The organism is Ruegeria sp. CDSB113 (assembly GCF_059611045.1).
Window position 1 is genome coordinate 30,865 of sequence record NZ_JBXWOU010000019.1, and the last position, 12,604, is coordinate 43,468.

The 12,604-nt window shown below is 52.1% G+C and carries 14 protein-coding genes; 9 read left to right on the forward strand and 5 right to left on the reverse strand.

The annotated features are described in order from the left end of the window. The first annotated feature begins 381 nt into the window (after positions 1-381). The 7 genes from AC2FIS_RS21875 to AC2FIS_RS21905 are packed head-to-tail and all read left to right on the forward strand — an operon-like array spanning position 382 to position 7,151. Complete coding sequence (locus AC2FIS_RS21875) at positions 382-1,503, forward strand: aromatic ring-hydroxylating oxygenase subunit alpha (RefSeq protein ID WP_496775386.1); 1,122 nt, start codon at positions 382-384, stop codon at positions 1,501-1,503. Then, positions 1,500-3,035 (forward strand): choline-sulfatase, encoded by a 1,536-nt coding sequence (gene betC, locus AC2FIS_RS21880; protein ID WP_496775387.1) that lies wholly within the window; start codon positions 1,500-1,502, stop codon positions 3,033-3,035. The genes AC2FIS_RS21875 and betC overlap by 4 nt, the downstream gene beginning before the upstream one ends. Next, on the forward strand, positions 3,032-3,826 hold the full coding sequence (locus tag AC2FIS_RS21885; RefSeq protein WP_058273719.1) for an SDR family NAD(P)-dependent oxidoreductase: 795 nt from the start codon (positions 3,032-3,034) through the stop codon (positions 3,824-3,826). The genes betC and AC2FIS_RS21885 overlap by 4 nt, the downstream gene beginning before the upstream one ends. Then, positions 3,826-4,758, forward strand: coding sequence for a 3,5-dioxohexanoate:acetyl-CoA acetone transferase (gene kce, locus AC2FIS_RS21890; protein WP_496775389.1), 933 nt, complete (start codon positions 3,826-3,828; stop codon positions 4,756-4,758). Before AC2FIS_RS21885 ends, kce begins: the two co-directional genes overlap by 1 nt. Before the next feature lie 10 nt (positions 4,759-4,768). Beyond that, entirely contained in the window at positions 4,769-5,479 is a 711-nt protein-coding gene (locus tag AC2FIS_RS21895) for an aldehyde dehydrogenase family protein (RefSeq protein ID WP_496775390.1), read from the forward strand. After that, positions 5,479-6,219, forward strand: coding sequence for an SDR family NAD(P)-dependent oxidoreductase (locus AC2FIS_RS21900; protein ID WP_496775392.1), 741 nt, complete (start codon positions 5,479-5,481; stop codon positions 6,217-6,219). Before AC2FIS_RS21895 ends, AC2FIS_RS21900 begins: the two co-directional genes overlap by 1 nt. Then, positions 6,219-7,151, forward strand: coding sequence for a 3-hydroxyacyl-CoA dehydrogenase NAD-binding domain-containing protein (locus AC2FIS_RS21905; RefSeq protein ID WP_496775393.1), 933 nt, complete (start codon positions 6,219-6,221; stop codon positions 7,149-7,151). The genes AC2FIS_RS21900 and AC2FIS_RS21905 overlap by 1 nt, the downstream gene beginning before the upstream one ends. Here the strand turns inward: AC2FIS_RS21905 and AC2FIS_RS21910 are convergent. Both AC2FIS_RS21910 and AC2FIS_RS21915 read right to left on the reverse strand, forming a co-directional pair. Further along, entirely contained in the window at positions 7,129-8,160 is a 1,032-nt protein-coding gene (locus tag AC2FIS_RS21910) for a GlxA family transcriptional regulator (protein WP_496775395.1), read from the reverse strand. The two genes, AC2FIS_RS21905 and AC2FIS_RS21910, sit on opposite strands and share 23 nt — an antisense overlap. Before the next feature lie 299 nt (positions 8,161-8,459). Then, the gene (locus AC2FIS_RS21915) at positions 8,460-8,819 is read right to left on the reverse strand and encodes a hypothetical protein (protein WP_145974847.1); all 360 of its coding nucleotides are present in this window, start codon (positions 8,817-8,819) and stop codon (positions 8,460-8,462) included. 467 nt (positions 8,820-9,286) lie between these two features. Between AC2FIS_RS21915 and AC2FIS_RS21920 the strand changes: the two genes are divergently transcribed. After that, positions 9,287-9,994, forward strand: coding sequence for an IS6 family transposase (locus AC2FIS_RS21920; protein ID WP_496699986.1), 708 nt, complete (start codon positions 9,287-9,289; stop codon positions 9,992-9,994). 98 nt (positions 9,995-10,092) lie between these two features. Here AC2FIS_RS21920 and AC2FIS_RS21925 read toward each other — a convergent pair whose 3' ends face one another. From AC2FIS_RS21925 to AC2FIS_RS21935, 3 genes are read right to left on the reverse strand one after another with little or no spacing between them, the layout of a single operon-like run. Further along, positions 10,093-11,151 (reverse strand): adenylate/guanylate cyclase domain-containing protein, encoded by a 1,059-nt coding sequence (locus AC2FIS_RS21925; protein ID WP_496699987.1) that lies wholly within the window; start codon positions 11,149-11,151, stop codon positions 10,093-10,095. Beyond that, positions 11,148-11,537 carry a DUF1987 domain-containing protein gene (locus AC2FIS_RS21930; protein WP_282151851.1) on the reverse strand — a complete coding sequence of 130 codons (390 nt, stop codon included), beginning with the start codon at positions 11,535-11,537 and terminating at the stop codon, positions 11,148-11,150. Before AC2FIS_RS21930 ends, AC2FIS_RS21925 begins: the two co-directional genes overlap by 4 nt. A 10-nt stretch (positions 11,538-11,547) precedes the next feature. Continuing rightward, entirely contained in the window at positions 11,548-12,102 is a 555-nt protein-coding gene (locus tag AC2FIS_RS21935; protein ID WP_108860847.1) for a SiaB family protein kinase, read from the reverse strand. A 120-nt stretch (positions 12,103-12,222) separates the two neighbouring features. On the opposite strand from AC2FIS_RS21935, the gene AC2FIS_RS21940 reads away from it, so the two are divergent. Next, positions 12,223-12,600, forward strand: coding sequence for a hypothetical protein (locus tag AC2FIS_RS21940; protein ID WP_496699989.1), 378 nt, complete (start codon positions 12,223-12,225; stop codon positions 12,598-12,600). Positions 12,601-12,604 lie beyond the last annotated feature (4 nt).

Genomic DNA, 12,604 nt, shown 5'->3' on the forward strand with positions numbered 1-12,604 from the left:
CCGCTTCACGGCAAAAGGACCGGTCGGTCCGCTCAAGCAGTTTTTCGCAAGAGTATGACGAACACATGCAGTAGTCCTGAACGTCAGCTTTGTCCGCGTTGCTGACCTTTAAACCGATTGAACCGTCTCAATGACCTACTGAAACTGTCAGATGACCGGTCTGAGCCCATTTTACCGATTGCTGTAATGTGCACGAATGACCGCTGAACAGGTGCCGGCAAGGGCCCTGCATTTGCTTGTCAGCTCAATCCAATGCTTGATGGATTAATACTGTGTCCCCGAAAGCCAAATGCTTGGCGAAAATAATCAAACTAGCGGCTGATTAAACATAGCTCCGAATCCCACTTGAAATAGATTTAACCTAACATCGGAGGCGCAATCATGACTGATTCAGATACAATTTTCTTTGGCTATCATGCTGATCCATCGCGCTCCAGCTCATTGCAGGCTGCTGCCTACACCGAGCGCAAGTGGTTTGACGCAGACCTTTGCGCCATCCTCTCAAAAACTTGGCAATGGGTATGTCATGTCGAGAAAACACGTGAGCCGGGATCTTATGTAACAGTGGATATTGCCGGCCAACCCATTGCAGTTGTGCGTGATAAAGAGGGTAAGCTTCGAGCCTTTTATAATGTATGCAAACATCGTGCGCATGAATTGCTGTCGGGCGAAGGCAATACAACGCGGATCATGTGCCCCTATCATGCTTGGGTCTATAAACTTGACGGGCAATTGGCCCGTGCGCCACATACCGAAAACCTCGAAGATTTCAGGAAAGACGAGATTTGTCTCGATGCAGTGCAGGTCGAGGAATTTTGCGGCTTTGTTTTCGTTAATTTGGATCCGATGGCAACTTCTTTGTCAGAACAATCCGGCAACTTGGAAACCGAAGTGCGCCATTGGGCACCGGATGTGGATCAACTCACTTTTGGCCATCGTCTGACCTATGACATCAAATCCAACTGGAAGAACGTCGTGGACAACTTCCTAGAGTGCTATCACTGTCCTACAGCGCACAAGGATTTTTGTGACCTCGTGGATATGGACACCTACAAGGTTACGACCTACGGCATTTACTCCAGCCATATGGCTGACGCGGGAACAAGTCCGAATTCCGCTTATGACGTGTCGAATGCCACCGTGAAAACCCATGCGGTTTGGTGGCTCTATCCGACGACCTGCCTGATGCGGTATCCGGGGCGGTCAAGCATGATCGTGTTGAACATCATCCCTGTTGGGCCAGATCGGACGCTTGAAACTTACGACTTCTTCCTGGAGACTCCGGAACCTGACGCGATGGAGCTGGATGCAATTCGCTATCTGGACGAAGTTCTTCAGGTCGAAGATATCAGCCTTGTCGAAAGTGTGCAGCGCGGGATGAACACACCTGCGTTCACCCAAGGTCGGATCGTCAATGACCCGGATGGTTCCGGCAAATCCGAGCACGCCGTACATCACTTCCATGGCCTAGTCCTCGATGCTTACGCAAAAGGTGCTGCGTGACGCGGCCAAACATCCTTGTGATCATGGCGGACCAATTGGCACCGCACTTCACTGGGGCATACGGGCACAAGGTTGCCAAGACACCCCACCTTGATGCGTTGGCCGCGCGCGGCATGCGCTTTGATGCGGCTTATTGCAATTCTCCACTCTGCGCACCTTCACGGTTTGCTTTTATGTCGGGCCAGCACATCAGCCGCATTGCAGCTTATGACAATGCATCCGAGTTCAGAGCCTCGGTGCCAACATTTGCGCATTACCTTAAATCGCTAGGCTACCGGACCTGCCTTTCCGGCAAGATGCATTTCGTTGGCCCAGATCAGATGCATGGGTTCGAAGACAGGGTAACAACCGATATCTACCCCGCAGATTTCGCATGGACCCCGGATTGGGAAGCGCCTGATGAGCGGATCGATAAGTGGTATCATAACATGCAAACCGTCAAGGAAAGCGGTTTGGCCCATGCGACCTTCCAGATCGACTATGACAATGAAGTTGGCTTTGCCGCCAATCGCTGGCTCTTCGATGTTGCCCGAGACAAAGCACGTGGGAACGATGCGCCTTTTGCGATGGTGGTAAGCTTCATTCACCCGCATGATCCTTACGTTGCGAGGCCCGAATGGTGGAATCTCTATTTGGACGATGAGATCGACATGCCATCCTTTACACCCGCGACAGAGGATCAGGACCCGTTCTCGCGTCGATTGATGGATGGGATCGAAGCATCATATGTGCCGCTCAGCGACGAAGAAATCCGTCGCGCGCGTCATGCTTACCTGGCCAATGTCAGCTACTTCGACAGCAAGATCGGGGAGCTGATTCAGACCCTCGAAGAGACGGGCGAGTTGGACAACACCATAGTGTTTGTAACTGCGGATCACGGTGACATGCTGGGCGAACGTGGGCTGTGGTATAAAATGAATTTCTTTGAACACTCTGCGCGCGTTCCACTGGTCATGGTCGGGCCAGGTATTGTAGTGGGGACAACGCAGAATGCAGTGTCGCTGGTCGATTTGCTGCCGACATTTATCGATATTGGCGGCGGTAATGAGACGATGATCGGAGAACCGATCGACGGCCGCAGTCTAATGCCTTTGGCCCGTGGCGAATACGACCCAGTTGATGAAGCCATCGGTGAGTATTGTGCCGAGATGACGGGCTATCCCGTAATCATGATCCGGCGCGGCCCTTTAAAATACATTCATTGCGACAGCGACCCGCCGCAGCTCTACGACCTAAACGCTGACCCGCTGGAAACAAAAAATGTTGCCACAGACCCTGACTATGCTGACCCGGCAGCCCGCTTTGCAGCCGAAGTCGCGGAACGGTGGGACGGTAGTGAATTGCGAAAGAAGATTATTGCCACGCAGAAATCACGCCGCGCGTTACATGCCGCGATGGAGGCAGGTGCCAGCGCGCCATGGGATTACAACCCACCGTCTGATGCAAGTCAGCAGTATGTCCGCAACAACTTGGATTGGACGGTTGCCGCGAGTTGCTACCGCTATCCGCCTTTGAAGGATGAAAACCAATGATGTTGAACGGAAAAATTGCCCTTGTGACCGGCGCGCGCGGTGGTATCGGGCGTGCAATTGTCGCGCGGTTCCTAAAAGAAGGGGCAACAGTATTTGCAGCTGACCTTACACCGGAAGGATCGTTAGACCAGCACGACGAAGATGGCAGTCATTTTGTTAAGCTGGATGTGACTCAAGAGGCAGACTCAGTCGCGGCGATGGATCATGTGCGCGCCACACACGGAAAGTTGGACATCCTAGTAAACGCGGCCGGGATCGAGATCGAAAAAACCGTTGAAGAGACTACGCTGGAGGAATGGAACCAAAGCTTTGCGGTTAATTCCACGGGTACGTTCCTGACCTCGAAATACGCCATCCCATTGATGCGCGAAGCGGCGAAGACAGGGAATAGCGCAAGCCTCATCAATTTTGGCTCCTACGATGGGTTCATCGCTGATCCGGGCCTTGCAGCCTATTGCGCAACCAAAGGTGCAGTACACGCTTTGACCCGCGCAATGGCTTGCGATCATGGCCCCGAAGGTATCCGCGTAAACGCCATCTGCCCCGGCTATATCGATACCCCGATGCTGCAGAGCTTCTTCAACGGAGATGGATCTGGTGGCGGCGGCGGCAATATTGAAACGCTGCAACAGGCCGTGCGCGATGTTCATCCGACGCGCACCTACGGGACGCCACAGGACATTGCAAACCTGGTTAACTGGCTTGCTTCCGACGAAGCACGGTATGCCTCTGGCCAGTTGTGGGTTCTGGACGGGGGGCTGTCTGCACAAGTGCAGCAGATGAAGCTCTGATGCCCAAATCCGTCATCATCACCTGCGCACCCACAGGGGGCATCCATACGCCGTCGATGTCACCACATCTGCCGATTACGCCCGCCGAGATCGCGACCGCAAGTATTGAAGCGGCCCAAGCCGGCGCGTCGATCATTCACTTGCACGCACGGCATCCAGAGACCGGCAAACCCGACCCCCGACCCGAGCTATTTCAGCAGTTCCTGCCTGTGATCAAACAGTCCACTGATGTGGTGATGAATGTCTCTACCGGCGGCGGTTTGGGTATGTCGATGGATGAGCGCCTACTGGCGGCGACCTCAACAAGCCCAGAGATGGCATCTCTCAACATGGGTTCCATGAACTTTGGCATTTTTCCGATGCTGCAGAAATACACTGAGTTTCAGCACGATTGGGAACAGCCATTCCTGGAGATGACAGAGGACTTCATCTTTCCCAACACCTTCAAAACAATTCGTTACGCCATTGAAAAACTTGGTGGTGATCATGGCACCAAGTTCGAGTTCGAATGCTATGATCTCGGCCATCTCTACAACGTCAAATGGTTCGTGGATCAAGGCCTGATCAAACCGCCTTTTTTCATTCAGATGGTGTTCGGCATCTTGGGTGGCGTTGGCGCGGATGCAGACCATCTAACCCACATGCACAACACAGCGGACAAGCTGTTCGGGGCGGAGAATTACGAATGGTCAGTCCTTGCCGCTGGCCGTCACCAAATGCCTTTTGCAACCCAAAGTGCATTGCGCGGCGGAAACCTTCGGGTTGGTCTCGAAGACAGCCTGTTCATTAGCAAAGGTGAGTTGGCCAAATCCAACGCGGAGCAGGTCACGCGCATCCGATCAATCGTAGAAAACCTTGGCCTTACGGTCGCGACGCCAGCAGAAGCGCGCATGCGGCTCGCACTAAAAGGCGGCGATCAGGTTGGGTTTTGAGGAGACGCTTATGCAGACGAAAATGTTGATCAATGGCGAATTGGGCGGCAAGGCGCCGGTCATTGTCTTTGGTGATGCTGATCTTGACGCCGTGGCCGAGACGATCCGTTATGGCAGTTACTTCAATGCCGATCAGGACTGCGCACAGCCTTGCCGCGTGATGGTTGCAGACAGTGTTTACGACAGGCTTGTGGCAGCCCTTGCTGATCAGGTCGGTCAGATCCAGATTGGTGCGCCGAAAGCCGAGGGAACAGAAATGGGACCGCTTGTTTCTGCCTCTCAGCAGGATCGAGTTGCAGGTTTTGTAGACCGCGCGCGAGACAATTCAGAAGTCGTTACCGGGGGGACGTTTGGCGAAGAAAACGGGTTTTTCTACCAGCCGACAGTCATCGCCGACGTAGACAATACTGCGGAGATAGCCTGCAATGAGGTGTTTGGGCCTGTTGTAACAGTGTCGCGTTTTTCTGACGCAGAAGAGGCGTTGAAAATCGCCAACAAAGGGCCTTACGGGTTGGCCTCATCGGTCTGGACACGAGATGTTGGGCGCGCGATGCAAATGACATCCAAGCTGCGCTATGGGTTTACGTGGGTAAACACGCATGGGGTCGCGACCCCCGAGATGCCATGGGCCGCGATGAAAGGCTCGGGCACGGGCAGTGATATGTCGGTTTATGCATTGGACGCTTATACTGCGATCCGTCACGTCATGGTGGCACACTGATGCGGTTGGCTGGAAAACGCGCCTTTGTTACAGGCAGCAAGCAGGGCATTGGGCGGGGCATTGTTGAGGCGTTCATGGCTGAAGGGGCCGCTGTCACTGCCTGCGGGCGCGGCCCTCAACCCGATGATCTGCCGGAAAACGTAATTTGGTACACACTGGATGTGTCTGACGCCGAAGCGGTTGCAGAGATCGTCAGTATAGTCGGTGGAACTGATATCCTTGTAAACAACGCCGGCGTTCAGGTCGAAAAAACTGTTACCGAAAGCTCGGACGCGGATTGGGACTTGGTGATGGGCGTAAATGCGCGAGGCGTTTTTAACTGTTGTCGCGCCTTCATTCCAGAAATGTCGCAAGGTGGCTCGATCATCAACATCGGTTCGATCTCGGGCAATGCCGCGGACCCATCGATGGCGCTCTACAATGCGTCAAAAGCGTTTGTGCATGGGCTCACACGCTCTATCGCAGTGGACCACGGACCAGCGGTGCGCTGCAATGCGATCTGCCCGGGATGGATTGAAACAGGCATGCTGGACGCAGCGTTCGACCTCGCGCATGACCCGGAAAAGGCCAAATCCGACGCGTTGGCTCGCCACGCGGTCAAACGCTTTGGCAAACCTGCCGATATTGCAGCGATGGCTGTGTGGCTGGCTTCTGACGACTCGTCTTTTGCAACCGGCCAGTTGTTCACGGTGGACGGTGGCTTGACAGCGGCCTCCCCCCTTAATCCGGGACTGTTATGATGTCAGAAATTGAAAGAACCGCCATTCTTGGAGCCGGTGTGATAGGGGCAAGCTGGGCAGCGTTGTTTCTCGCCTCGGGCCGTAGCGTGACGGTCTTTGACCCCGATCCGAATACCGAAGCATCCGTTCGCTCTTATATCGAAAAAGCCTGGCCGGCACTGGACGAGTTGAACCTCACAGATAGGGCCACACCCGACGCTATCACTTTCGTTTCAACCGCCGAAACGGCTGTCCAGGGCGCGCAATTTGTTCAGGAGAACGTGCCAGAAAGACTGCCAATCAAGCATTCGACCTATGCCGGGATTGAGCCAGAGTTGAACCCTAACGCAATAGTTTCCAGCTCAACTTCCGGCCTGACGCTTGAAGCTTTGCAAGAGGGATGGCGCGATCCCAGCAAATTGATCCTAGGTCATCCATTTAACCCACCGCATCTCATCCCATTGGTCGAATTGACCGTCAACGATTCCACCGGTTCAGATGTCTTGGACCGCACAGAAGCTTTCTACAAAGACATTGGTAAGATCACGATCCGGATCAAGAAAGGCATGCCAGGACATGTCGCGAACCGTTTGCAAGCCGCAGTTTGGCGCGAGGCCGTTCATATGGCGGTCGAAGGTGTTGCCAGTGTCGAAGACATCGATAAAGCGATGTGGGCTGGCCCGGGGCTGCGATGGGCGGCGATGGGTCCGACAACCCTTTTTCACTTAGGCGCAGGCGATGGTGGCCTGCAGGCTTTCTGTGACCATTTCAAAGACACATTCAATGGCTGGTGGGACGACCTGGGCGACCCTCGTCTTGATGAGGATGTCATCAATAAACTGGTCGATGGCATTAACGATCAAACTCAGGGGCAAAGTACCGAAGAGTTATCAGCGCAACGCGACAAGATGCTTACGGCGATGCAAAAAGCTACCCAACACCTTCGGACTTGATGTCAGGCTTGAACATTGGCCAAGCGCGAAACTCGAACGGGGTGCGGCCTTCAATGCGATCCGCACTGGGTGTCAATCCAAATCGTTTGCGGTATGCCCGGCTGAAATGAACCTGTCCATTAAACCCTGATGCCTCCGCAATCTCGCTGAACTTAAGCTCAGTTTGCGTCACTAATCCGCGCGCGCGATCAAGGCGTATGTCGCGGTAATACTCGACCGGCGACTTATGGACATATTGCTGAAACAATCGGCTAAGTTGTCGTTGCGAAATCTTCAACTTCGCTGATATTTCAGGGATCGGCAAAGTGGCCTCCAAATGCGCCTCCATCAAGTCGATCGCGTCCCTTACCACCCCAGAGGTGACATACCCCAGCGGCTCCACGTCTTTGGGGTTCTGTGATTGGCCTTCACCGCGCACGTTGTGATGAATAAGGTATCGAGCAGATGCATTGGCGATACTCTCACCAGCGACAGAATGTACAAACCGCAGTCCCAGATCTGTTGCAGCAGAACCCCCGCAACAAGTGAAAATCTTTCCATCCATAATAATCATGTTCTCCGACACGGTGGTGTCATGGGCCGTTTCGGCAAAGGCGTCGATGTGTTCATAGTGAACCGTTGCGGTCTTTCCTTTGAGTAGTCCAGCCGTCGCAAGAACAATCGCGCCGGTATCCAAACCACCAACGATTGCTCCACCCGATTCCCATTTCTGCAGGGCTACCTTGAACTGAGGAGTCCCGTGACGCTCAGGTGTCCAACTTGTACTCACCAGAACCATCCAAGGCTTGCGCGCCACCACCTCCGCCAATGGGGCAGTGTCAACGACCAAGCCGCTGCTGGATTCAATTGGACCACCGGGGTCTGAGACATAGGTCCAAGAAAAACGAGCCGAACCTGTCAGGTAATTTGCTACTCTGAATGGATCCACGAAAGACGTTGTCGCCGAAACATTAAAATGCGAACTCACCAAAACAACTATGTCTAGCTTGCGATCTATTGGCTGCGTCATGGCCGATTTTGTATAACAGCGTCCAAAATTGTCAATTGTGTTTCGGAAATACGCAAAAGGCACCAAAGTACTGAGGCAAGCATTGCCTAAGAGCGAAGGTTAGGCCGAGGGGATTAGATCTCAATCAGTTTCTGAAGCTACAAAGCCGACATTCGCTCCACCGCAGCGAAGGTTCACTTTGTCCCGCAAGGCGGACGTTGGCGCTTTGCAACGTTGGGTCTGCTATCCGTCCAAAAGCCGACATCTGACCAAATCAATCAGCTGACCGCGTTGAGTCCAGGGGTTATGATTCAGCCGTTTTACTTAGCAAGGTCACCAACGATGCCAACGGCGTCGACGACAGTCGAAAGATCATCAGAAACTTCCAAAATTTCATCGTTGACGCGTATGTAACGATTTCCTTTTCCTGGAGGTTTCAATTTCCAGTTGGAAAGGTCGCCGATGTCCGAGTAATCCAAGTCGGCAGGAAGTTTGGCTCCTCTTGTATAGCGCTTTATTTGCCCTGGCGGCACAGCTTTCTGACCCTTATCCGGCTTGCCATCCAACTGAACTTTCTTGTCTTTTGACTTCCCGCCTTTTTCTTTGGCGGAAGCCACATCGATGACGCCAACCATCAAGGTCAGGGCCAGCATCCAAACGAATACAGAATAGATCTTCACGCGGTGTTCCTTCAATTTCACTGAACTCATACTGTTGTTGCATTTGTTACATTTTCTTTGGAGACTTCATTTAATGAACCAACGAACAATCATGCCCTAGCCTGTGTTCACGTCGGTCTGAATTTGAAGACCTCTGGAGCAGTCTGGTCATGAATTGTGTTTTTAGCGGTCAGACTTTGTGGCAATTGAAGCGAATGCCCGCTTTAAGACCAGTAGTTGTTGCAACATCTTTAAGCAAAGAACCTGGCATCTCGGTCGAAGCTAAATTGTTTCACATGAGGATCGATGCGTAGCTCGCGGCAGAAGCCTTATGAAGGCTATAGGCAAGCAAAACTGCAAGAACGCATATTGGGCCGGCTATTTCCAAAAACGCTTTGAAAGATGATTGGGAGCTATTCCCAAGGGAGAAAGGTCTTGTCAGAAGAACTTTGCTTGAGCGGGGCAGGGCAGTTGCGTAGCTTTTGCCCATGACCAGACCTGCCACCTTCAAGTACTTCAAAACCAGTCCTGAGATCATCCGCCTGGCGGTGATGCTGTATATTCGGTTTCCACTCTCGCTTCGGAATGTCGAAGATCTGCTGCATGAGCGAGGCATCGACGTGAGCCACGAAACTGTCCGATATTGGTGGAACAGGTTTGGCCCAATGTTTGCTGCCGAGATCAGACGAAAGCGTGTTCAGCAACTCCGAGCCTTTTCAAAATGGAAGTGGCACGTGGACGAGGTCTTTGTGAAGGTGAATGGCAAACGCCACTATCTCTGGCGTGCCGTCGATCACGAAGGTGAAGTGCTGGAAGTGGTTGTTACCAAACGCCGAAACAAAGCTGCAGCGTTGAAATTTCTTAAGAAATTAGTGAAACGCCACGGCAAAGCTGAAGAAGTAGTCACAGATCGCTTCGCATCCTACAAGGCTGCGCTCAGAGAGCTGGGCGCGCTCGAAAAACAACAGACGGGAAGGTGGCTTAACAACCGGGTTGAGAATTCGCACCTGCCGTTTCGACGACGCGAACGCGCTATGCAACGTTTCAGGCGCATGCGAAGTTTACAGAAATTCGCTTCCGTCCATTCCTCCGTATACAACCACTTCAACCAGGAAAGATCGCTAGCCAGCCGAGACACCTTCAAGCTGACCCGCGCCGCCGCACTTAGCGAGTGGCGTCAACTCTGTTCCGGATAGGTTCGCGGTTTCCGCAGCAAACTGAGACTGGTTAGAATTCGTCTGACAGCACCTTCCAGAGATGTTGCCAAAACACTTCAAACACTGGCTGCCCGACTTCAGTGTTCGTTTTTGCGGAGTGTAGCAAGCGCCAACTTGAGTATTTCTAAGCTCGCGGCGCGTTCTTCTGATGTCATTGAGCTCGGGTCTAACATCATTCGAAAATTCGGGTTTTCGTATACAACTTTTTCTACGCGCGGTCTCGAATTCTTTTGACCTAAGACACGGTAGGTCATGACAGGTTGAGCCACACCCTTTACCTGGATGGCGCCGACTTTTTCTGTTTCTACTTCGTGGTTTACGTGCGCCCAAGTTTCGTACGAGATATAAATCGCACCCTCGTCGGCTTGATGCTCCAACCTAGAAGCTACGTTTACAGCCCCACCAATAATGGTGTAGTCCATACGGTCGTCACTCCCAAAGTTTCCGACAGTACAAAAGCCGGTATTGATACCAATACGGCATTGTAACTGTTGTCTAATTCCTTGACGCCTCCATTTTGCCTGCAACTCTGCCAACTTGTCTCGCATTGCAATTGCCATTCTCACGCATGCCAAAGCATCTTCCCGCACACCTTTAGTCTCCGGGTCTCCAAAGAAGACAAGGATTGCGTCGCCGATAAACTTATCTATCGTCGCACCGTGGTTCAGAGCGACTTCCGCCATTTCGGTCAGGTAGCTGTTCAGGAGTTCTGTTAAGTCTTCCGACTCCATCTGATCCGTAAGCTCTGTGAAGCCGGCGACGTCCGAGAAAAACACTGTCAGCTTTTTTCGCTTACTCGCGAGTTTAACTTCTTGGCGACCGGAAAAGATCGAGTTGTAGACTTGAGGCGATAAGTATTTGGCAAGCTTTCCTGACAATGCCTCAAGCTCTTGGTTTTTTTGGGTAACCTCTTCGGCGGCGATGCGCTGTTTTTCGGCTAATGCATTCAATTCCCGCTCGTTGCGATCACTCAATCGCATCATGCGCCGCGTGGTTCTGAGCAGCTTTCTGTATTCTCCGACAAGGTTTTCAATTGACTTGCGCGTTTCATCATTCGGAAATTGTCCACTGTTTAAAGCTGCTTCCGCGACTTCCAAAGCCTCATTCTCGCGAACAAAGAGATCGTCGATTGTCATCGATCCAACAACTTTTCCAGTGTGAATTTGGCATGTTTCAGGTCCTCCCCAAACTCCTCCCCAAGTTCTTCCATGGTCTCGTCTTCGGGGTCGTGAAACCAATAGACGTCAACGCTTTTCCCCGCCTCAGCAGCGGAATCCAAAAGCTCCATGATCATCATGATGGCCTTGGCGCTGGACGAATTGAAATAGATGAGTTCAAATTCAAATCGACATTTGGATATTGAGCCATCCGACAACCAACTTTTCAAAGCATCAAACAACGGGTTGTAGAAGGTCGTAACATCCTCAGGGTAGGACTCCCCAATCAGTTTGAGGTGGCCAACGTCAAAATCGAACGCGACGGCCGGAGTGCGGTTTGTTGCCGGGATATCAATATTTTGCATCCGTACCCTCTTAAACCGTCGCTTTGAGTGCGAAGAATGCGTGCTGATCGTCAATCCGCATAAAATCAAATTCGATTGGCTTTGACGCTCGACGCGCAATTTCAATTAACCCGATGCCTGCACTATTGCCGACAGCGTCAGTTTCTGACCGGAGTTGGTCTTTGTATGCGGCCCTAAGTTCCTCACGATTCATGGCGCGTAGTTCTGAAAGCCGTCTTCGCATGTTGTCTACGTCACTTAAAAGGATCAGATTGCCCGCATGAACGACATAGCCGCCGGCCTCGTTTCCGATGGTCACAATGCCGTAACTTATGTCCAGCACCTCAGTCTCACCGTCGGTCGGTAGTCGTTCAACAGAATATCTGATGATGTTCTGCATTTGCTCGACAAAAACAGCGAAAACACTTCGGAGAGTTTTGGTGTCAGCGTCTTCAGACACTAATTTCTGCTTTAACGCATCGCCAACACCGCTGAGGATACCTTCAGTTACATAACCACTGTATGCAAAGACAACGCCTTGTCGGCGCAGGTTCGCGCGCAGTTCGTAGACTTCGCTTGCAAGCATTTGTTCCCCTTGGTCATGCTTGGGTGGAACCAAGTTCAATTCAGGCCTTAATATCATAAGATACACATTTATGCATTTTTAGTGTATCAATTGTGCAGTGTTATTAGTGGGGAGGTTAGCATGATTAGGCTATTGTGTATGGTCGCCGTAGTAATATCGTCCAACCCGGCAGCAGCGGCCGACATTCCAACTGAAGTCAAGGCAAAGCTCCAATCCGCCATGATTTCACATGTTGATGGAGTGATGGTCGACGGTTCTTACACTTATCTGGACACGACCACCAACGCGTTTGAAACCGTTTATCCTGCAAATGTTCATCCAATGGTTATTCTTGCGGGAAGTGACTATTTCGTCTGCTCTGAAATGATAACCGAAGGTGGCGACACCGTGACCGCAGACTTTCTAGTTCGGGAAGTTTCCGGGGACTACAAAGTTGTACAGATGATCGTCAATAATCGTGACGCTCTTCAGGCCGCGATGAAGAACATCGGGAACTAAATGC